Annotated in this window: 16 protein-coding genes; 7 read left to right on the top strand and 9 right to left on the bottom strand. The window is 68.9% G+C overall.

The annotated features are described in order from the left end of the window. A partial coding sequence (locus tag NN2_RS22690) for a benzoate/H(+) symporter BenE family transporter (protein WP_174555004.1) occupies positions 1–265 on the top strand: 265 nt, incomplete at its 5' end. 62 nt (positions 266–327) lie between these two features. Next, positions 328–1,143: a sulfurtransferase gene (locus NN2_RS22685; RefSeq protein WP_063015879.1), complete on the top strand. Its 816-nt coding sequence runs from the start codon at positions 328–330 to the stop codon at positions 1,141–1,143. Here the strand turns inward: NN2_RS22685 and atzF are convergent, their stop codons facing one another. Genes atzF through NN2_RS22660 form a run of 5 tightly spaced genes read right to left on the bottom strand, consistent with a single transcriptional unit; the run spans position 1,144 to position 7,693 of the window. Further along, on the bottom strand, positions 1,144–2,739 hold the full coding sequence (atzF, locus tag NN2_RS22680) for an allophanate hydrolase (RefSeq protein WP_063015873.1): 1,596 nt from the start codon (positions 2,737–2,739) through the stop codon (positions 1,144–1,146). It lies immediately after the preceding gene. Positions 2,740–2,749: 10 nt separating this feature from the next. Further along, complete coding sequence (locus tag NN2_RS22675; protein WP_082857186.1) at positions 2,750–4,771, bottom strand: 5-oxoprolinase/urea amidolyase family protein; 2,022 nt, start codon at positions 4,769–4,771, stop codon at positions 2,750–2,752. Further along, positions 4,768–5,388, bottom strand: coding sequence for an urea amidolyase associated protein UAAP2 (locus NN2_RS22670; protein WP_030513661.1), 621 nt, complete (start codon positions 5,386–5,388; stop codon positions 4,768–4,770). Before NN2_RS22670 ends, NN2_RS22675 begins: the two co-directional genes overlap by 4 nt. Beyond that, entirely contained in the window at positions 5,385–6,137 is a 753-nt protein-coding gene (locus NN2_RS22665; RefSeq protein WP_063015872.1) for a DUF1989 domain-containing protein, read from the bottom strand. The genes NN2_RS22670 and NN2_RS22665 overlap by 4 nt, the downstream gene beginning before the upstream one ends. Before the next feature lie 32 nt (positions 6,138–6,169). Beyond that, positions 6,170–7,693, bottom strand: coding sequence for an amino acid permease (locus NN2_RS22660; RefSeq protein WP_063015871.1), 1,524 nt, complete (start codon positions 7,691–7,693; stop codon positions 6,170–6,172). A gap of 217 nt (positions 7,694–7,910) precedes the next feature. Between NN2_RS22660 and NN2_RS22655 the strand changes: the two genes are divergently transcribed. Continuing rightward, on the top strand, positions 7,911–8,579 hold the full coding sequence (locus tag NN2_RS22655; protein WP_063015870.1) for a TetR/AcrR family transcriptional regulator: 669 nt from the start codon (positions 7,911–7,913) through the stop codon (positions 8,577–8,579). A gap of 53 nt (positions 8,580–8,632) precedes the next feature. Here the strand turns inward: NN2_RS22655 and NN2_RS22650 are convergent, their stop codons facing one another. Next, complete coding sequence (locus NN2_RS22650) at positions 8,633–9,334, bottom strand: HNH endonuclease family protein (RefSeq protein WP_063015869.1); 702 nt, start codon at positions 9,332–9,334, stop codon at positions 8,633–8,635. A gap of 188 nt (positions 9,335–9,522) precedes the next feature. Between NN2_RS22650 and NN2_RS22645 the strand changes: the two genes are divergently transcribed. The 3 genes from NN2_RS22645 to NN2_RS22635 are packed head-to-tail and all read left to right on the top strand — an operon-like array spanning position 9,523 to position 13,956. Then, complete coding sequence (locus NN2_RS22645; RefSeq protein ID WP_063015868.1) at positions 9,523–12,381, top strand: DEAD/DEAH box helicase; 2,859 nt, start codon at positions 9,523–9,525, stop codon at positions 12,379–12,381. Then, positions 12,378–13,166: an SWIM zinc finger family protein gene (locus NN2_RS22640; protein WP_063015867.1), complete on the top strand. Its 789-nt coding sequence runs from the start codon at positions 12,378–12,380 to the stop codon at positions 13,164–13,166. The genes NN2_RS22645 and NN2_RS22640 overlap by 4 nt, the downstream gene beginning before the upstream one ends. A gap of 16 nt (positions 13,167–13,182) precedes the next feature. Then, positions 13,183–13,956: a helical backbone metal receptor gene (locus NN2_RS22635; RefSeq protein ID WP_063015866.1), complete on the top strand. Its 774-nt coding sequence runs from the start codon at positions 13,183–13,185 to the stop codon at positions 13,954–13,956. Here NN2_RS22635 and NN2_RS22630 read toward each other — a convergent pair. From NN2_RS22630 to icmF, 3 genes are all read right to left on the bottom strand, one after another. Further along, positions 13,929–15,443 carry a flavin-containing monooxygenase gene (locus NN2_RS22630; protein WP_063015865.1) on the bottom strand — a complete coding sequence of 505 codons (1,515 nt, stop codon included), beginning with the start codon at positions 15,441–15,443 and terminating at the stop codon, positions 13,929–13,931. The genes NN2_RS22635 and NN2_RS22630 overlap by 28 nt on opposite strands. A 93-nt stretch (positions 15,444–15,536) precedes the next feature. Beyond that, the gene (locus NN2_RS22625) at positions 15,537–16,622 is read right to left on the bottom strand and encodes an amidohydrolase family protein (RefSeq protein ID WP_063015864.1); all 1,086 of its coding nucleotides are present in this window, start codon (positions 16,620–16,622) and stop codon (positions 15,537–15,539) included. 84 nt (positions 16,623–16,706) lie between these two features. Then, positions 16,707–19,976, bottom strand: coding sequence for a fused isobutyryl-CoA mutase/GTPase IcmF (gene icmF / locus NN2_RS22620; protein ID WP_063015877.1), 3,270 nt, complete (start codon positions 19,974–19,976; stop codon positions 16,707–16,709). 219 nt (positions 19,977–20,195) lie between these two features. Between icmF and NN2_RS22615 the strand changes: the two genes are divergently transcribed. Continuing rightward, positions 20,196–21,716 (top strand): CoA-acylating methylmalonate-semialdehyde dehydrogenase, encoded by a 1,521-nt coding sequence (locus NN2_RS22615; protein ID WP_063015863.1) that lies wholly within the window; start codon positions 20,196–20,198, stop codon positions 21,714–21,716. Positions 21,717–21,719 lie beyond the last annotated feature (3 nt).

Below are 21,719 nucleotides of genomic sequence, written 5' to 3'. Positions count from 1 at the left end.
GGCCGCCGCGGCGCTGGTCGCGCTCGCCGCCGCCGCGCCCGCCGGTGTGCTGGAAACCGTTGCCGGACTTGCCCTCCTCGGCACCTTCGCCGCCGCCCTCACCGCGGCGCTCGGGGTGGCCGAACATCGCGTCGCGGCCACGGTGACCTTCCTGGTCTCGGCCTCCGGGATCGCGGTGTTCGGCATCGGTGCCGCGTTCTGGGCGGTGGTCGCGGGCCTGGTCGTGCGGTGGATGCTGACTCGCCGGGACGCGCCCGTGTCGTAGGCTGACACGTGTTCGCGTCACGGGTACATCTGTTGACTGAGGAGCCGGGCTTGACCGCGGTACTGATCTCCCCCGAAGAACTCCGGAAATCGCTGGCGGACAGCGAGAGCCGGACGCATCTGCTGGATGTGCGCTGGGCGCTGGGCGATCCCGACGGTCCCCAGCACTATCTCGCCGGCCACATTCCCGGCGCGATCTTCGTCGATCTGGAGACCGAGCTGGCCGCCCCGCCCTCCCCGGCGCACGGCCGCCACCCGTTGCCGACGCTTACTCACCTGCAGAAATGCGCGCGCAGCTGGGGACTGCGCACCGGGGAGCCGACGGTCGTCTACGACGCCACCGGCGGCATGGCCGCCGCCCGGGCGTGGTGGCTGCTGCGCTGGGCGGGCCTGCGCGACGTGCGCATTCTCGACGGCGGCCTGCCCGCGTGGGAACGCGGCGGCGGCGATCTGGCCGTCGGCACCGAACCCGACCCGGCGCCCGGCGACGTCGTGCTCACCCCCGGCAATATGCCGGTGGTGGATGCCGACGAGGTCGCGGGCTGGCCGGGCGCGCTGCTGGACGCGCGAGCCGGGGAACGCTATCGCGGGCAGGTCGAGCCGATCGACCCGCGCGCCGGCCACATTCCCGGCGCGGTGAGCGTGCCGACCGTGGAAAACCTCACGTCCGAGGGCACTTTCAAAACTCCGGACCAGTTGCGGGCGCGGTTCTCCGATCTCGTCTCCGGTCCGGTGGCGGTCTACTGCGGTTCCGGGGTGACCGCAGCGCACCAGATCGCGGCGTTGTCGGTCGTCGGAGTGTCGGCCGCGCTGTACCCGGGTTCGTGGTCGCAGTGGTCGTCGGATCCGGAGCGTCCGGTCGCCACGGCCCTGGATTGATCAGCCCACGGCCCCGGCCGCGAGGGCCGCGCGCCAGTCACCGTATTCGCTGATGTCCTTCCCTTCCGCCGCGGCGGTCCCGTCACATCCGAATGCGGTGTGCCAGGTGCCGTCGTCGAGTTCGACGGCGCCCAGCTGCATCGGCGCCGGTAATGCGGCGAGGAAGCGGCCGAGAGCGGCGGGGGAGAGCAACCAGCGTTCGCCCCCGACGGACACACCGCCCTCGCAGCGGGTCACCGCGGGTTTCGGTGGGGTGGTGTCCAGGGCGGCGAGGCGATAGGCCGCGGCCGTGCGTACCGGCCCGGCCCAGCGCGCGCCGAGCGCATGCAACTGGTGTTCCAACGGCTGGCCGCGCAGATGTGCCCCGAACACGATCAGCTCGCACACCGGCGCCACCGCCAGGGGCCACGGCCGCGTGATCTCCGCATCACCGGTGACCGCCACGGCGATGTCCAAGGCCACCGCATCCTCGAACGGCCGAGCGAAAACCGTGACGCCGAAACAGGATTCGCCCGCCGTGCCGGCCGGAACGGCCACCGCGCACAGATCGAACAGATTGCAGAAGTTGGTGTAGGTGCCCATGCGGGAGTTGATCCCGATCGGATCCGTCTCGACCTGCGCGATGGTGGGATGCATCGGGGCGGTCGGCGCGAGCAGGGCGTCGGCGTCACCCAGACTGTCCATCGCGAGGGCGCGCAAGCGCTCGAGTTCGGCGCGATCGGCGACCAGCCGATGCGCCGGAATCGCGCCCGCGGCGCGGATGATGCTCGCGACGGTGGGGTCGACGGCGTCGGGGCGCGACTCGACGAATTCGCCGACCGCGGCGTATCTTTCGGCGACCAGCGCACCGTCGTAGAGCAGCCGGGCCGCGGCCAGGAACGGCTCCGGGGCGATCTCCACGATGGTCGCGCCGCGCTGCCGTAACACGGCGACGGCCCGCTCGAAGGCCGCCCGCCACACCGGGTCGAGTTCCGGCAGGTCGGCGAAGATCGCGACGGTCGGGCGCGGCGGCGCCGCCAGCCTGGTATCGGCGGGCCAGGCACGTCCGGGCGCCCCGGCGGCCATCACTCCCATCGCCTGGTCGGCACGTGCCGGGTCGGCGGCGAAGATCGTCACGCAATCGTAGGAACGGCAGGCCGGGACGACCCCCTCGGTGGAGACGACTCCTACGGTCGGTTTGATGCCGACGATGCCCTGCAGCGCCGCCGGAACGCGCCCGGAACCCGCGGTATCGGTGCCGATGGCGATATCGGCCGCACCGGTCGCGACGGCCACCGCCGACCCGGAACTCGAACCGCCCGAGATGAATTCGGGCCGCCGCGAATCGGAGACCGGACCGTAGGGCGAGCGGGTGCCGACCAGACCGGTCGCGAATTGATCCATATTGGTCTTGCCGACCACCACCGCACCCGCGGCGCGCAGGGCCGCGACCGCGGGCGCGTCGCGGTCGGGTAGATAGGCGTAGTCCGGGCAGCCTGCGGTCGTCGGCAGGCCGGCTACGTCGACGTTGTCCTTGACGGCCACCCGCAGGCCTGCCAACGGTCCCGGGCCGTGCGGGCCCGGATCGTCGGCACAGCGGTGAATCCAGATGCTCACGTCGGTGTCCTCATCCTCGTTCGTGCAATTCGCCCGCCGCCTGCCACGAATCACGCTCGGCGGCAAAGGCTTCCGCCTGGACCGCGCGGAAGGCGGCGATGGATTCGGCGTTGGCGGACAGGAAATCGCGGTATTCGGCGAGACGGAATTCGCCCTCCTCCGCACGCGGTACGCCACGGCCGCGGCCGACGTCGGCCCGCAGGTCCAGCAGTTCCTCCGCGGATACCGGATACCAGCGGATGCGATCGAAATACCGCAGTAGCCAAGGATCTTCGGCCTCGCCGGTGGACCGGTGGTTCCACACCTGCGTGGTCCGGCCGACGAATTGATATCCGCCGGGCCCCTCCATGCCGTAGATGCACAGGTAGGCGCCGCCGATGCCGACCGCATTCTCCGGCGTCCAGGTGCGGGCCGGATTGTATTTGGTGGTGACCAGGCGATGGCGCGGATCGGTCGGCGTGGCGACCGGCGCGCCGAGGTACACGTCGCCGAGCCCGAGCACGAGGTACTCGGCGGCGAAGACGGTATCGAAAACTTCTGCGACCGTGCCCAATCCGTTCATCCGGCGAATGAACTCGATATTCCACGGGCACCACGGCGCATCGGCCCGCACGCCGTGCATATAGCGGATGATGGCCTCCCGTGTGGCCGGATCGTCCCACGAGAGCGGCAGGTGCACCGTGCGGCTGGGCACCACCAGTTCCGCGGCCGAGGGCAGGGCGGATTCGGCCTCGCGCAGCAGTCGCAACAGTTTCGGCGTGGCCAGCCGGTCCGGATCGAAACGCACCTGTAGCGAACGGATTCCGGGTGTCAGTTCGGTGATCCCCGGCTCGGCGTATTCGAGCAGATGCCGGTGCAGGGCGTGGACGCGGGCGCGCAGCCCGAGATCCAGTGTCATATCACCGTATTCGACGAGTACACCGTCGTCGCCGGCGCGGCGATAGGTGACGGCGGTGGTGTCGTCGGCGTCGGCGCGGGCCAGGATGCCGTCGTCGCCGTCACCGCCGTCGGACAGGACGATCGGCCAGTCGGCGCGCCGGGCCGCGCCCAGGGCGCGGATCGAGGCGGCCCGGCCGGCGCGGACCGGAACGAAGCGCACGGTGTCACCGGGGCAGAGCTGGCCGAGTTTCCAGCGCTCCGCCGCGACAACCGTGATGGGACAGACGAATCCGCCGAGGCTGGGACCGTCCGGCCCCAGCAGGATCGGCGTATCACCGGTGAAGTCCAGGGCGCCGACCGAATAGGCGGTGTCGTGGATGTTCGAGGGATGCAGTCCGGCCTCGCCGCCGTCGCTGCGCGCCCAGTGCGGTTTCGGCCCGATCAGCCGCACTCCGGTTCGATCGGAGTTGAAATGCACCTCGTAGTCGGTGCCGAGGATGGTGTCGATATCGGCCCGGGTGAAGAATTCCGGTGCGCCGTGCGGACCCTCGGTGACCGCGAGTTCCCATCGTCGCGTCAGCACCGGCTGCTCGGCCATCGGCACCCCGGCCCCGATGGGGCCGGTCGCCTCGCCCAGGGGTAACCGGTCGCCGTCCCGAAGGGCGGCGCCGGTGCCGCCGCCGAACCTGCCGAGCGTGAAAGTGGCTGCGCTGCCGAGATAGTCGGGCAGAGCCAGACCGCCGGCGAACAGCACGTAGGTCCGCATCCCCGGCCCCTGCACAGCGCCTATATCCAGCGTGCCGCCCGCCGGGACCTCGACGGTGCGCCATTGCCGTACGCGCTCGCCGTCGACGGTCACCGTCGCGGGCGCACCGGTCACGCACACCCGGGTCGCGGTGCGGAATCGCAGCGCCGGCCCGGCGAGGGTGCATTCGAGTCCGGCGGCGCCCTCGTCGTTGCCCAGCGCGCGGTTGCCGAGCCGGAACGACAGGTCGTCCATCGGTCCCGACGGCGGGACACCGACGTGCCAGTAGCCGACACGGCCCGGCCAGTCCTGCACGGTGGTGAGCATGCCCGGGCGCACTACCTCGATGTCGGCGGCTTCTGTGTCCGGAGTCGTTGTGCCGAACTCGATTTCGGTCGCTGTCGTCATTGCGTCACCACCATGCGTACCGGCGTCGGATCGAATCCGTTGCAGGGGTTGTTGATCTGCGGGCAATTGGAGATCAGGACGAGGGTGTCGATCTCGGCACGCAGCGTCACCGACTTGCCCGGTGCGGAGAGCCCGTCGACGATACCGAGGGTGCCGTCGGCCTCGACCGGAACGTTCATGAACCAGTTGATATTCGAGACCAGATCGCGCTTGCCGAGCCCCCATCGCAGCGCCTCGGTGAGGAAGTTCTCCACGCAGGCGTGCTGATGGCGGGTGTGGTGACCGTAGCGCAGGGTGTTGGATTCCTGCGAGCACGCGCCGGCGATGGTGTCGTGGTTGCCGACCTCGTCGGCGACCACGGTCATCAGTGCCGTGCCGGATTCGGCACGGAGCACGCTGCCGGTAGTCAGGAAGATGTTGCGCTGGGCGGCGACGGTCGCTTGGGCGCTGTAGCGGTCGGCGTGGTCGGCGGCCGAGTAGAGCAGGCAGTCCACCGCCTGGTTTCCGTACAGATCGATGATCTGCCACTGCTGGCCCGCCCGGACCACGGTCGACCACGGCGCGCAGGCGGCCACGGTCTCGTCCAGGACGACGGTGCGTTCGGTCACGGTGGTCATGCGATCGCCTCCGGATCGTGTGCGGCCAGCCAGGCCTGTTCGGTATTTTGCACGGCCCGGCGATATTCCGGCTCGGTGTCTTCGGTGCCGTCCGGCTCCCCGGCGCCGCGCCAGGCGACGACGTCGAGCGGCGTGGCGGGCCGGTCGTCGAGCGGATGCGTGCCGTTGGCGATCAGGACCGTCAGCGGCAGGTGGATCAGCAATTCGACCGAGCTGCCCGGGCCGGCGCTGCCGGTGGCGGTGAGGGTGCCGTCCGCGCCGACCCGCACACCGCGGAACAGTGCGACCGAAGGGCCGATATCGCGCGGTGTGAGACCGTGTTTCGCTCCCGCGACCCGCAGCGTTCGCCGTACCTCGGGGGTCGGGCCGCACAGCGTGTCGTGCCGGCCGGACGTGTCGGCGACGATCGTGGCGAGGACGCGCCCTTGATCCGAGAGCAGCGGATGGCCCGGGCCCGGGTAGGCCTGCCACGGCACCTTGATCGTGTCGGCGACGTTCAACCGTTCCCACGGTGCCTCGGCCCGCAGGAGCAGCAGGTGGGCACCGGCGGCGCCGTCCGGATCGGCCAGCCGGAGCCGGGTGCCGCGGGCGAGCACCGCGGTGGTGTATCCGTTGCCCGGAACCCGTTGGGCGAAGGTCACTTTCGTGGTGTCGAGGCCGTCCGGCAGGTCGGGGCCGGCGACGGTGGCGGCCGCGGCTTGCGCTCGCGCGTGGTCGCGGGCGCCGACGGTGGAGGCGGTTGCGGACATGGTGTCTCCTCGCAGTCGGATGAAAAGGTTCCTCAGGCGGGTTGCGGCGCGGGCCGGGCCTCGGCCGCCGCGGCGCGGGGTGTGACGATGCGGTGCACGACCGCGCCCACCGCGACGGTCAGGAGCAGGAACAGCGGTGCGGCCCAGAGCATCCACCAGCCGCCACCGGCGGGCGTGTACACCTCGGCGCGCGGCCAGGCCAGATTCACCGCCATCGCGATGCCCCACACCACCGCCGCGACGTTCACCGCGATGCCGTAGCGACCCAGCGAGAACAGGCCGGGCTCGGCGGCGGGCAGCCCGCGCAGCCGCCGGATCAGCAGCGGCACGGTGACCAGCAGATATGCCACATACAGCGTCACGATGCAGACGCTGGCCAGCGTCGCGAACAGCGCGGCGTTGCCGAGATTCACCACCAGCAGCGCCACGGCGAGCACGCCGATGATCACCGCGGGCAGGATCGGGGTGCCGAAGCGCGGGTGCACGGCGGCCAGCCGAGACGCGAACGGCAGGCGGCCGTCGCGGGCCATCGAGAAGATCAGCCGTGAACCCGCGGTCTGAATGGCCAAGGTGCACACCGTGATCGCCACCGCGACACAGCTCAGCAGCACGGTGCCCGCCGGACTGTCGAGTTTGGCGGTGATCACGTAGGCCAGTCCGTCGGTGGCCAGGTGACCGTCGCTGACGCTCGGTGCGGCCATCAACGCGCCCAGCAGGAGCAGGCCGCCGCCGAGGGCGGAGGCGGCGAGCGCCAGCAGGATGGTGCGCGGTGCGACCCGGCGCGGATTCTTGGTCTCCTCGGAAAGCTCTCCGGCGGAATCGAATCCGACCATCACGTAGGCGGCCATCAAGCCGGAGACCAGAAACGCCGCCCAGTACGGGCCGGGCGCCGCCTGGTCGGTCTGCAGGACCACATCGGCGCCGCGTTCGGTATGGGTGAAGAACAGGGCGATGACGGCGAGCACACCCACGATTTCGACGGTGACGCCGATCGAATTGATCCGGGCCATCAGATCGATGCCGATCACATTGATCACCGTCGTGATCACGAGCAGCACGCTGCCCAGCAGGACCGCGTTCGCCGCGCCGTCGGTGGAGGTGAGGGCGGTATCGGTGCCGACCAGTTGGAAGCCGCTCCAGATCGAGGGCAGGACCACCTGTAGCGCGATGGCGGCCGCGGCGGCGGTGACGATCTGGGCGATGATCATCATCCAGCCCGCGAACCAGCCGACCACCTCACCGGCGAGCCGGCGCGACCACTGGTAGATGCAGCCCGAGATGGGATAGCGCGCGGCGAGTTCCGCGAAATTCAGCGCGACGAGGAACTGGCCGGCGAACACGATCGGCCAGGTCCAGAAGAACGCGCCGCCGCCGAAACCGTAACCGAATCCGAAGAATTGGAAGATGGTGGTGAGGATCGAGACGAAGGAGAATCCCGCGGCGAACGAGGCGTAACGGCCGAGTTTGCGATGCAGCACCGGCTGATATCCGAAACGTTCGAGATCGGCGCTGTCACCGATCGGGGATTGCGAGGGGGGATCGAGCGTGATGGCCATGGGCTGTCCTTCGGCGTCGCGGCCAATATCTATCAGGTGACAGTTTTGCGGGCCGGATCGCGCTTTCGGTGACGGCTGTGTATCGCTTGCGGTAACCCGCGTAACGTCTGCGTTGCCGGTATTTCTGTCGAGTGACAGATATTTCACAACCGCAGGTGGGACGTGGTGCGCGGCGTAGAGCCGGTCCGCGTGGCGGTGGCGATGGCAGGATGAGACGGTGACACACCTGGGTCCGGGCCGTCCTCGCGTCGATCAGCGCAGCCGTCGCGGGCGGACACCGCGCGCCGAGATCCTCGACGCCGCAGCGGAATTGTTCACGGCCAACGGGTACGGCAGCACGTCCACGCGCGGTATCGCCGACGCGGTCGGTATCCGGCAGGCGTCGCTCTATCACCACTTCGCCGCCAAGGACGACATCCTGGACGCCCTGCTCGCCGAAACCATCACCGGCCCTTTGGAATTGGCCGAGCGGTTGCGTGCCGAACCCGATCCGGCCGCGGTGCGGCTGTACGCACTGGCCCGGGCCGACGTGCGCCAGCTGTGCGCCGCCAAATGGAATCTCGGCGCGCTGTATCTGCTGCCCGAACTGCGCAGCGACCGATTCGCCGACTTCCGCAGCCGCCGGGCCCGGTTGCGCCGCCACTACGAGGAACTGGCGGCGGCGGCGATCGAGGCCGCACCCGCCGGCGTCCCCGGCGCGCATGTCCTGCCCTTCCGGATGGTGGAAACGGTTATCAACATTCGCTCCGACGAGGGCACCGCCCCCGACTACGCGGAAACCGCCATCCCCGACGCCGCGCTGCGGGTACTCGGTGTCACCGACGACCCGGCCGCGCTGCGCGCCGCCGCCCAGCGGCTGCTCCGGCGACTGGATGCGGGCGAATAAGTTCGACCGGGCCGGCAAACAGTTCGCGAGTATCGGCCGAGCCGATCGTCGCATCAGGGGCATTGCCGTGCGATGCGGGCGAGCGCGGCGTGGTCGGCGGCGGTGATCGGCAATCGGTACTGCGCCGCGGTGGTGAGATATTTGCCGGCGTAGAAGCAGTGATAGGCGCCGGCGGGGGGAAGCCAGTCGGCGGGTGTGCGGTCGCCCTTGTCCATATTGGCCGGGCCGTCGACGGCCAGCAGATTGAATTCGATGTCGTTGGCGAAGCGCATCCGCTGTTCGGGCGACCAGGCCGCCGCACCCAGATCCCAGGCGGCGGCCAGCGGGTAGACGTGGTCGATCTGCACCTCCCGGGCCCGCGCCTTGTCGAAGGTGATCGCGCGGCCGGTGTACGGATCCCGCAGCGTGCCCGCGAGCACCACACAATCGTCGGTACCCGGCCGGAATCGCACCTCGCGCAGCTGCCGTGCCAGCACTCCGTTGCGCGAATCGCACCCGTCGTGCCCGCCCGGCCCGTCCTGGTCGTCCGACCACGCCGGTCCGAACACGCATCCGTGCCCCGTCCCGCAGTCCCGGTCGTACCCGCCCGGGTGCGGCCGCCGGGCCACCACGGCCACCGCACCCAGCAACTGCTCGATCCGGGCCCGGCTCGGGCTCCCCGGCGCGGGTTCGGGCCCTCCGATCACCCCACACCCCGCCACCGTCACCAGCACGACGATCCCCGCCGCCCATCCGAAACCTCGTCCCCACCGCATAACGCAGATCTACCGACCCCGCCCGACAACTTCCGCACCGGAAGTCACGCACGGGGTGCGTTCGTTCGATACGTCCGGATGGCGCGCTGCGGTACAGCCGGGCAGTACCGTCATGCGCGGTCTGTGCACTGCTCGCCTCCGCACCGGCCACGGACGGGCGTGTCGGTGGTGGCTGATTGGATGGGGACATGCTGCACGGTTTGTGGTCGCCCGGATCGGGGTTGGTGCTCTGGCGCCTGCCCGGGTCGGCGGCGCAGCCGGCCGCGGACGCCGGGGGTGAGCTGCCCGATCCGCTGGGGACGATCGCGCGGACTGCGCGGTTTCGGCATCGGGTGCGGGTCCTGGTGGCGGGAGATTCCGGGCCGGAGGTCGTCGAGGTGCGAGGGCACGCCCTGGCGCCGGAGGTGGCCGCCCGCGTCCTCACTCAGCCGCTGCCCGACACGGCGGTGGCGGCGGATCTGCGGTTTCTCGCGCATGCGGCCCGGGGACTGCGGCGCTGGGTCCGGGCGGGGCGGATCGTGCCCGAACTGCATCGCGCCGACGGCGAGTGGTGGGTGCGGTGGCGGCTGGTCGGCGGCCGGCGGCAACGGGCCTGGCTGGCCGAACTGGCCGCGGCGATGCCGCCCGCGCTGCGGGTGCCCGATGCCCGGTCCGCGTCCTCGATCCTCGAGGATTTCGTCGCCGAACTCGCCGACCCGCTCGTCCGGCTCGAGCTGAGTGTCCGGGAACCGTCGCATCCGCTGACGGCAGCGCTGGTCGCGGAGGTCCCGCTGGAATCGGGATCGCATCGGGTGGCCTCGGTGCTCGACGAGTGGCGCGCGAGCCTCACCGCCGGCGAGCCCGAACTGGTGCTGCGCCTACTCGAACCGGACGACGATCCCGACGACGACCCGCAGGCGGTCGACGCCCTGTGGCGGCTCGAAGTCTGTCTCCGCTCGGAAGGTGAAGCGCCGCAACCGGTTCCGATCCAGGGCGACCCGGCGTTGATCCGGCTCGCCGGGGAGAAGGTGGCGGCCGCGATCCAGGCATACCCGCGGCTGCAGCAGGTCCCGCGCGATCCGTACGGAATGGATTTCCTGCTCCCGACGCCGGTCGTGCAGGAGCTGGTCGCCCACGGTGCGCACGAATTGCGTTCGGCCGGTGTGCATCTGATGCTGCCGCGCGCATGGCGCATCGTCTCGCCGAGTATGCGGCTGCGGGTGCAGTCCCCGGCCGCGACCGAAACCGCGGTCGGACTCAGTGGATTGGTCTCCTACCGCTGGGAACTGGCCCTGGGCGATACCGTCCTCACGCCGGCGGAAATGAGCCGGCTCATCCAGGCCAAATCGGATCTGGTGCGGCTGCGCGGCCACTGGGTGCAGGCCGATCAGCGCAGCCTGGCCGCCGCGGCCGCCTATCTGGAGGGCAAGGTCGACGAACGCCCGGCGACCCTGACCCAGCTTCTGGGCGAGATCGCCGCCACGCAGGTGCGCCAGGTGCCGATCGAGGAGGTCACGGCGACCGGCTGGGTTCGCGAACTGTTCGACGGTGTCCACTCCGGCGATCCAGTCGACCCGCCCGCCGGCTTGAAGGCGCAGCTGCGCCCCTACCAGCTGCGCGGACTGTCTTGGCTCGCGACGATGAATCGTCTCGGTTGCGGCGCCATCCTCGCCGACGATATGGGCCTCGGCAAGACGGTGCAGGTGCTCGCGCTACTTCTGCACGAGAACGAAAGTCCCGCAACCGATTCCGTCCCGGGGCCGACTCTGCTGGTGTGCCCGATGTCGGTGGTCGGCAATTGGCAACGCGAAACCGAACGCTTCGCCCCCGGGCTGCGGGTGCTGGTGCATCACGGCTCGTCACGACGCTCCGGTCCGGAGCTGGACGCGGCCGTGACCGATTCCGACCTGGTGCTGACCACCTACGCGCTGCTGGCGCGCGATGTCGAGGAGTTGAAGCGCCAGCCCTGGGAGCGTGTCGTCCTCGACGAGGCGCAGCACATCAAGAACGCCGCGACCCGTCAGGCTCGCGCCGCCCGCGCGATTCCGGCCCGGCATCGGCTGGCGCTGACCGGCACTCCGGTGGAGAACCGGCTCGAGGAATTGCGGTCGATTCTCGATTTCGCGGCGCCGAACGTGCTGGGCAAATCGTCGGAATTCCACGCCCGCTTCGCGGTGCCGATCGAACGCGAACACGACGAGAACGCCGTCAGCCGCCTGCGCGCCGTCACCGCACCGTTCGTCCTGCGCCGAGTGAAAACCGATCCCTCGGTCATCTCGGATCTGCCGGAGAAGTTCGAGATGACGGTGCGCGCCAACCTCACGGTCGAGCAGGCCGCGCTGTATCAGGCGGTGGTCGACGACATGCTCGCGCAGCTGAAGGCTTCCCGGGGTACCGGCTCCAGCGCGGTGAACATGGCTCGCCGGGGTGCGGTCCTGGCCGCGCTCACCAGGCTGAAACAGGTGTGCAACCATCCCGCGCACTACCTCGGCGACGGATCGGCGCTGCTGCGGCGGGGGCGCCACCGCTCCGGCAAGCTGGCCCTGGTCGAGGATGTGCTGGAGTCGGTGCTGGCCGAGGGGGAGCGGGCGCTGCTGTTCACCCAGTTCCGGGAATTCGGCGATCTGATCACGCCGTATCTGAGCGAGCGGTTCGGCACCGCGATCCCGTTCCTGCACGGCGGTGTCGCCAAGAAGCGCCGCGACGGGATGGTGGAACGCTTCGCCGAGTCCGACGGACCGCCCATCATGGTTCTGTCCCTGAAGGCCGGTGGTACGGGCCTCAATCTCACGGCCGCCAATCACGTGGTGCACCTGGACCGCTGGTGGAATCCGGCGGTGGAGAATCAGGCCACCGACCGCGCCTTCCGCATCGGTCAGCGCCGCGATGTGCAGGTGCGCAAACTGGTCTGTGTCGACACCATCGAGGAGCGCATCGACGATATGCTCACCGGCAAACAGGAATTGGCGAATCTCACCGTCGGCACCGGGGAGAACTGGATCACCGAACTGAGTACCGACGAATTGCGCGATCTGTTCGCGCTCGGCGCCGAGGCGGTCGGCGAATGAGTCCGGCACCCGATTTCCCGGTCCCCGATTTCAGCGTCTACGGGAAGCGCCGCCCGGTGCGCGGCGGCGTCGAACCACGCAGCCGCCGTGGGTCTTTCGCGCGAACCTGGTGGGGCCGGGCCTTTCTGGAAGCTGTGGAGGAGGTCGCGGATGCGGGTCGGCTCTCCCGGGGGCGCACCTACGCCCGCTCGGGGCAGGTGGTCAGCTACCACATCGAGCCCGGGGCGGTGGCCGCCGAGGTCCAGGGCAGTCAACCGCGGCCGTTCACCTCTGTGCTGACGCTGCGGGTGTTGCGCGACGACCGGCTGGACGAGCTGGTCGAGCAGGTCCGCGGCACACCGGGCATGCTCGCCCAGCTCGCCTCCGGCGCCCTGCCGCAGGAGCTCGGTCCGCTGTTGCTGCCCGGCACCGCCGCCGAACTCGATTTCTCCTGCACCTGCCCGGACGACGGCTGGCCGTGCAAGCACGTCGCCGCGCTGTGCTACATCGTGGCCGAACGCCTCGACGAGTCCCCGGCCATCATGCTGACCCTGCGTGGCCTCGATCTCGACACTCTGATTCGCGGGGTGCAGGAGGACAGCGGCCCGACGATCTCCGACGACCTCTACGGCGAGAACGTCGCGCTGCCCGAGCTGCCGGCACCGCAGTTCCGTGCGGCGATCGAGGACCTCGATCCGATTCCCCTGCGGCAGGCGTTGCGGATGACCAGTGAGGACGAAGCCGTCGCCGAGGCCGGTATGCGGGAACTCCGTGCCCTGTACCGCGCCCTCGAGAGCTCCGGCTAGCCCCTATGCTGGCCTCGTGCCCGAAGATCTCGTCGACGATCTGAATGCCGCGGTTGCGCTGCGGCGTCCGGTCCGCCGGGTGATCTCGCTGGTTCCGTCGCTGACCGAAGCGATCGCGGCGAGCCGCCCGGAGTTGCTGCTCGCCGCCACCGACTGGTGTACCCATCCGCCGGAGCTGGCGGTCGAACGGGTGCGGGGGACGAAGAATCCGAATCTGCGCCGGATCGCCGAGCTGGCGCCGGATCTGGTGGTGTGCAATCAGGAGGAGAACCGCCGCCTCGATGTCGAGCGGATGCGCGAGGCGGGAATTCCGGTGTGGGTCACCAGGATTCGCACCGTGGACGAGGCGTTCACCTCGATGACGCGACTGTTCGGTATCGCCCTGGGCGGCGCGGTGCCGTCGTGGCTGACCCAGGCCCGCGCGGTCTGGTTCGCGCCCGCGCCGCATCCGCCGATCGATGCGGTGATCCCGATCTGGCGCAAGCCGTGGATGGTGGTCGGTCGCGATACGTTCACCGCGGACCTGGCCGGACGCCTGGGGCTGAACCTGGTGCACGCCACGGGTCCCGAGCGCTATCCCACGGTGACGGAATCCGAACTGGTACAGGGTGTTCGGCTGGCGGTGCTGCCGGACGAGCCGTACGTGTTCACCGCGACCGACGGCCCGGAGGCGTTTCCGGGCATCCCGGTCGCCCTGGTGAGCGGCCGCGATCTCACCTGGTACGGCCCGTCGCTGGTCGAGGCGCGCGAGCGGCTGACCGCTCAGCTGGCCCGTGTGGTCGGCAGCTGAGCCGGGATCCGTTCGAAGCTGTAGTCGCGTAGATCGAAATGCGCAGCGCGCCAGGCCGCTTCGACGGTGCTCATCGGTTTCAGCGGCACATCGCCGTGTTTGTCGAAGTAGTAGCTGTTCGAGACCGCGCAGCTGTCCTGCCAGAACACCTGTCCGTCGCGGCGTTCGAGCATTTCCCGGAAGTATCGCTCGTTGGCCGCCGCGGTGACCTCGATGCGGCCGGCCCGCTTGCTCCGCGCGTGCCGCAACAGCCGCACAATGTGCTGGGTCTGCATCTCGATCAGCGTGAAATACGACGCGCCGTTGTATCCGTAGGGCCCGATGATCGAGAAGAAGTTCGGAAAGCCCGGCACGCTGACGCCCTCGTAGGCCTGCAGGCGGTTCTCGTCCCACCACTTCTCGAGATCACGGCCGCCGACGCCGGTCATCTCGAAGGTCGGCATGTTGCCCGATTCCATGACCTTGAAGCCCGTCGCGAGGATCAGCACGTCGGCCGGGTATTCGGTTCCGTTCGCCGTGCGCACGCCGGTGGGGGTGATCTCGGCGATCGGATCGGTTTCCAGCGTCACGTTGTCGCGGTTGAAGGTCGGCAGGTAATCGTTGGAGAAACCGGGCCGCTTACATCCGAGCGCATACCGCGGGGTGAGTTTGTCCCGGATCGCCGGGTCGTGCACCTGGCGCCGCAGATGGGCCAGTCCGGAGCGCTCGCCGAGTTTGGCCAGGGGCAGCTTCGAATAGTAGTGCGCCGACAACGGGAAGGTCAGTTCGACGAACGCCTGGCTCGCCAGGCGCGAAACCGCCTGTCCGCCCGGCAGATACCGCAGTGCCCAGCGGGCGGGCGCGGGCAGCGTGGCGTCCGGCCGCGGCAGGCACCAGATCGGCGTGCGCTGGAATACCGTCAGCTCGGCGACCTCCGGGGCGATCGAGGGAATGACCTGCACCGCGGAGGCTCCGGTCCCGATGATCGCCACGCGCTTTCCGCGCAGGTCCCGGTCGTGGTCCCAGCGTGAGGTGTGCATGGTGATGCCCGAAAACGATTCCACGCCAGGAATATCCGGCAGTTTCGGCCGGGTCAGCACTCCGGTCGCACCGACGACGTAGCGCGCGGTCAAGCTCTCACCGTCGCTGGTGCGCAGCGTCCACACCGAGGCGTCCTCGTCGAATTCCGCGGCGGCGATGGTGGTGCTGAACCGGATGCGCGGTCGCAGCCCGTACTTGTCCACGCAGTGTTCGGCGTAGTCCTTCAATTCCCGGCCGGGTGCGTAGACGCGCGACCACCGGGTGCTCTGCTCGAACGAATACTGATAGCTGAACGAGGGGATGTCCACGGCGATGCCGGGGTAGGTGTTCCAATGCCAGGTGCCGCCCACGCCGTCGGCGTCGTCGACGATGAGGAAGTCCCGGAAGCCGGCCTTCCGTAACGCGATGGCCACCCCGATACCGGAAAATCCGGCGCCGACGATGATCACTTCGTGGTCGATGGCCATGACTGCTCCTGTGCCGTCCTCGGCCAGGGCACCTGACTGGCCGCACCTGCCACCAATTAACCGCGCGGTGGCCGGGATGTCAATGGTCCGGCCTCAGGCCAGCAGTTCCGCGTCGATGCCGTAGGTTCGCTGGGCGTTGGTGCGGAAGACCTGCTCGAGCTCCTCGGCGCTGCCGCCGCGGTCGGCCAGTACGTCGATCACCGCCTGCGCGCCGTTGGCGATACTCGTAATCGGTTTGTCCACAGGGTAATTCGAACCCCAGATCAGCCGCTGCGCACCGAAGACGTCGAAGGCGTGGTGCAACAGCGGCGCGGTGCGGTCCAGTAGTTCGGAGACGGGTGTCGGTAGGCCTCGCATCGGCACCGGATGGCCGAGGATCGGCATGGCCAGCCCGCTGACCTTCGCCATCACATTCGGATGGGTTGCGAGCGTGGCGATATCGTCGCGCCACTGTACGAACAGTTCGCGGCGCCGGCCCGGTTGGGTGCCGGTGCTCTTGCCGACCGGGCCGAATATCCCCGCGGGTGTGCCGAGATGGTTGAGCACGATGGTGACCTCGGGATAGCGCTGGGCCAGGGCGGTGACCTGCGGGATCTGATGCGAGTAGACCCAGGCCTCGAACGACAGCCCGCGTTCGGCCAGAACCGCGAAGCCGTCGAGGAAGGCCGAATCGGTCAGTGCGCCCTCGGCCCGGCAGAACGACCGCACCCCGGGGTCCGGATGGTGAGCGACCATGGTGCGGATACCGCGGAACAGCGGTGACGCGGACTGATGCTTGTCGATGAGTTCGGCGAATCCGGGCGCGGCCGGATCGCCGCTGCCGATGATCGCGCCCAGGGCCGGGGTGTCGACCCCGAACGGCAGGCTGGCCACCCACCGCGTTTCGTCGGCCTTGGCATCCGGCGCGCGTCCGGCCCACTCCACCTCGATGTGCACCAGCGCCTCCACCGGCACCGTGCCCAGGTCCTCGCGGTAATCCGCGGGCAGATACGGCCGCAGATACGCATCGGGAGTGCCGACGAAATCGCGGTCCCGCTTGGGAGCGAGCCGAGCGGCCTTGTCGACCGGCACGGGCACGAACCGGAACAGTTTCGCCAGCATGCTGAAATCCCGCGGGGTGTTCAGCGGATCCCACTGATGGATGTGCGCATCCACAACGCTGATACCGGCGAGGTCCATGGCGCCCTTCCGTCGCGTTCGACTGTCCGCTCTCCGGCATTGTCACACGCCCGTACACACCGGCGGGTCACATCCGAACCCTTGTCACACATTGCGGCGGTATTGCCCGCCGACGGTGAAGAAACAGTCGGTGATCTGCTGCAGAGTGCAGACCCGCGCGGCGTCCATCAGCACGTCGAAGACGTTGTCGTCGCCGCGTGCGGCGGCCTCGAGCCGGGCCAGTGCGGCCTGCGCCGGCTCGCGATGCGCGGTGACGAATTCCTCGGTGCGACGCAGCTGCGATTGTTTCTCGGCCTCGGTGCCGCGGGCCAGTTCCAGCACTTGATGGGTTTCCCCGTTCGGATTGCGGAACGTGTTCACTCCGATGATGGGCAGCGTGCCGTCGTGCTTGCGGTGTTCGTAGCGCATCGATTCGTCCTGGATGCGCCCGCGCTGATATCCGGTCTCCATCGCGCCCAGCACCCCGCCGCGTTCGCTGATCCGCTCGAATTCGGCGAGCACCGCCTCCTCCACCAGATCGGTCAGTTCGTCGATGACGAAACTGCCCTGTAGCGGATTCTCGTTCATCGCCAGGCCCCATTCCTTGTTGATGATCAACTGGATGGCCAGGGCGCGCCGCACCGATTCCTCGGTGGGTGTGGTCACCGCCTCGTCGTAGGCATTGGTGTGCAGGCTGTTGCAGTTGTCGTAGATGGCGATCAAGGCCTGCAGCGTGGTGCGGATATCGTTGAAGTTCATCTCCTGGGCGTGCAGCGAACGCCCGGAGGTCTGAATGTGGTACTTCAACTTCTGCGAGCGGTCGTCGGCGCCGTATTTGTCGCGCATCGTGATCGCCCAGATCCGCCGGGCCACCCGCCCGATCACCGAATACTCCGGATCCATGCCGTTGGAGAAGAAGAACGACAGATTCGGTGCGAAATCGTCGATGGCCATGCCACGCGCCAGATAGGCCTCGACATAGGTGAATCCGTTGGCCAGGGTGAACGCCAGCTGACTGATCGGATTCGCGCCGGCCTCGGCGATGTGATAGCCGGAAATCGATACCGAGTAGAAGTTGCGCACGCCGTTGCGGACGAACCATTCCTGGATATCGGCCATCATGCGCAGGCTGAATTCGGTGGAGAAGATGCAGGTGTTCTGCCCCTGATCCTCCTTGAGAATATCGGCCTGGACGGTGCCACGCACCGTGGCGAGGGTGCGGGCACGCAGGTCGGCGGCCTCGTCGCTGCTCGGCTCGCGCCCGTTGTCCTCCCGAAACCGTTGCAGCGCTTGATCTATCGCGGTGTTGAGGAAGAAGGCGAGAATCGTCGGCGCCGGACCGTTGATGGTCATCGAGACCGAGGTGCTGGGCGCGCTCAGGTCGAAACCGTCGTAGAGGGCCTTCATATCGTCGACGGTCGCGATGGAAACCCCCGAGGTGCCGACCTTTCCGTAGATGTCGGGCCGCGGGGCCGGATCGTGACCGTAGAGGGTCACCGAGTCGAAGGCGGTCGAGAGGCGTTTGGCCTCGGCGTGTTCCGAGAGCACCTTGAACCGCCGGTTCGTGCGGAAGGGATCGCCCTCGCCGGCGAACATGCGGGCCGGATCCTCGTTGTCGCGCTTGAACGCGAACACGCCGCCGGTGAACGGGAAGCGCCCCGGCAGATTCTCCGAGCGCAGGAAGCGCAGCAGCTCGCCGTGATCGGTGAAGCGCGGCAGCGCCACGCGCGGAATCGAGTTGTCCGACAACGTGGTCCGTCGCAGCGGCGTGCGAATCTCGCGATCGCGGACCCGCACCACCTGTTCCTCGCCGCGATACGACTCCACGGTCGCGGGCCAATCCCGCAGCAGCGCGGCGGATTCCGGGGTGAGATCCGCGCTCGCCCGCCCGAGCAATCCGGACACCGTCCGTTTCGCGGCCGAGAGATCTTCCGCCGTAGCGTCTTCCGTGCCGGCCGGATCGTCGGTAGCCCCCGCGGGCAGTTCCGCCAGCACCTGTTCGAAGCGCTGCACCCGCTGGGCCGCGACCACCTGCCGCCGGGTCTCGGCGTGGTAATCGCGGACGGTCTCGGCGATCTCGGCCAGGTAGCGCACCCGCCCCGGCGGAATGATCTGTGCGAATCGGGTGGAGGCGCGGGTGTCGACCCGCGGCAGCACCCCGGTCTCCAGCGGCAGGCCGCGCGCACCGAGCAGCCCGGCCAGATGCTGATAGAGCGCGGTCACCCCGTCGTCGTTGAACGTCGCTGCGCTGGTGCCGAATACCGGCATATCCTCCGGCGCCGCCCCGAACGCCTCGCGGTTGCGCACCAGCTGGCGCGAGACGTCCCGCAGCGCATCCTCGGCGCCGCGGCGCTCGAACTTGTTGATCGCCACCACATCGGCGAAATCGAGCATGTCGATCTTCTCGAGCTGGGAGGCCGCGCCGAACTCCGGCGTCATCACATACATCGAGATGTCGACGTGGTCGATGATCGCCGCATCGCCCTGACCGATACCGGGCGTCTCGAGAATCACCAGATCGAATCCGGCCGCCTTGCAGGCCAGGATCATCGCGTCGATATTGGTCGGCAATTCGTGTGCGCCACGGGTGGCCAGCGAGCGGAAGTAGACGTGTTCGCTGTCGAGCGAGTTCATCCGGATGCGGTCACCCAGCAGTGCGCCGCCGCCGCGGCGCCGGGTCGGGTCGACGGCGAGGATCGCCACCCGCAGTTTGTCCTGCTGATCGGTGCGCAACCGCCGCACGAGTTCGTCTGTGAGCGAGGACTTTCCGGATCCGCCGGTGCCGGTGATGCCGAGTACCGGCACGGTGCGGCCGGCGGCCGCGGCCCGCAGTTCGTCCAGATCCGCCGCGGGCAGCGCATCGGCCTGCAGGCAGGTCATGGTGCGCGCCAGCGCATATCGCTCACCCGCCAGCACCGCCTCGATGGCGGCCGGTTCGGTCGACAGATCCACATCGCAAGCCCGGACGAGTTCGTTGATCATGCCGGGCAGCCCGAGTCGCTGGCCGTCTTCGGGGGAGAAGATGCGCACCCCCGCCGCCGCCAGCCGTTCGATCTCCTCGGCGACGATCACGCCGCCGCCCCCGCCGAAGATCTCGACGTGCCCCGCCCCGGCCTCGCGCAGCGCGGTCGCCAGGTATTCGAAGTATTCGACGTGCCCACCCTGATACGAACTGACGGCCACACCCTGGACGTCCTCGGTCAGCACCGCGTCGACCACCTCGTGGACCGCCCGATTGTGGCCCAGATGGATCACCTCGGCGCCCTGCGACTGCAGGATGCGCCGCATGATGTTGATCGCCGCATCGTGGCCGTCGAAAAGGGCCGCGGAGGTGACGAAACGGACGGGATGGACCGGAACGTGCAGGTCGGCCATGTAATCCTCCACCAGAGGCCGGCGTGGGACCGCCGGGCGCCTACGCTTGGCGTCCCGATAGTAGGACGTCAAATCAACTGTACTGTGATGCGGACCACGACGCCATCGGTGGCTTAAATCACATGGCTTCCAATACTTGGATGTCCAACTATAGGATGGCCGCGTACTGCGTCGGCTCCGGCGTGGGCAGGCATCGACCGCATCGAGAACAGGACTGGCATGGTTCGCGAACTCACTCATTTCATCGGCGGGCAGCGGGTGGCCGGGACCTCCGGTAACTTCGGCGACGTCTACGACCCCAGCACCGGGCAGGTCCAGGCGCGGGTGCCGCTGGCCAGTGTGTCCGAGGTCGAGGCGGCCATCGCGAATGCGGCCGAGGCGCAGCGCACATGGGCCGCGTTCAATCCGCAGAAGCGGGCCCGGGTGCTGATGAAGTTCGTCGCCCTGGTCCAGGACGAGATGGATTCGCTGGCCGCGCTGCTGTCGAGCGAACACGGCAAGACCATCCCGGACGCCAAGGGCGATATCCAGCGCGGCCTCGAGGTGATCGAATTCGCGATCGGCATCCCGCATCTGCTCAAGGGGGAGTACACCGAGAGCGCGGGCACCGGGATCGACGTCTATTCGATGCGGCAGCCGCTCGGTGTGGTCGCCGGCATCACCCCCTTCAACTTCCCGGCCATGATTCCGCTGTGGAAGGCCGGACCGGCGCTGGCCTGCGGTAACGCCTTCCTGCTCAAGCCGTCCGAGCGCGACCCCTCGGTGCCGCTGCGGCTGGCCGAATTGTTCCTCGAGGCCGGGCTGCCGGCCGGTGTGTTCAACGTCGTCAACGGCGACAAACAGGCCGTCGACACGCTGCTGAACGACGAGCGGATCAAGGCCGTCGGCTTCGTCGGCTCCACTCCGATCGCGCAGTACATCTACGAGACCGCCACCGCGAACGGTAAGCGCGCCCAGTGCTTCGGCGGCGCCAAGAACCACGCGATCGTCATGCCGGACGCCGACCTCGACGACGTCGCCGACCAGCTGATCGGCGCCGGTTACGGCTCGGCGGGCGAACGTTGCATGGCCATCTCGGTGGCGGTGCCGGTCGGCGAGGAGACCGCGGATCGCTTGCGCGCCAAGCTCGTCGAGCGCATCGGCAAGCTGAACGTCGGCCGCTCCGACGATCCGGGCGCGGACTTCGGCCCGCTGGTCGGCCGCGACGGTGTGGACCGCGTGAACAACTACGTGCAGATCGGTGTCGACGAGGGCGCCGAGCTCGTGGTCGACGGCCGGGGACTGAAGGTCGCGGGCGCCGAGGACGGATTCTTCGTCGGCGCGACGCTGTTCGACCGCGTCACCCCCGAGATGCGGATCTACAAGGAGGAGATCTTCGGCCCGGTGGTCGCGATCGTGCGCGCCGCCGACTACGAGGAGGCGCTGCGCCTGCCGAGCGAGCACGAATTCGGCAACGGCGTCGCGATCTTCACCCGCGACGGCGACACCGCCCGCGACTTCGCCGCGCGCGTGCAGGTCGGCATGGTCGGCGTCAACGTCCCGATTCCGGTGCCGATCGCGTATCACACCTTCGGCGGCTGGAAGGCGTCCGGCTTCGGCGACCTGAACCAGCACGGTCCCGACTCGATCCGCTTCTACACCAAGACCAAGACGGTCACCCAGCGCTGGCCGCAGGGTCTGCGGACCGAACCGGCCGCGGGGGCCGGTGCCGATCACTTCGTCATCCCGACGATGGACTGAGGC

It is taken from the genome of Nocardia nova NBRC 15556 (genome assembly GCF_001613005.1).
GTDB lineage: Bacteria > Actinomycetota > Actinomycetes > Mycobacteriales > Mycobacteriaceae > Nocardia > Nocardia nova.
Note: the sequence above shows the minus strand (reverse complement) of the source record. Positions and strands in the feature narration are given on the sequence as shown.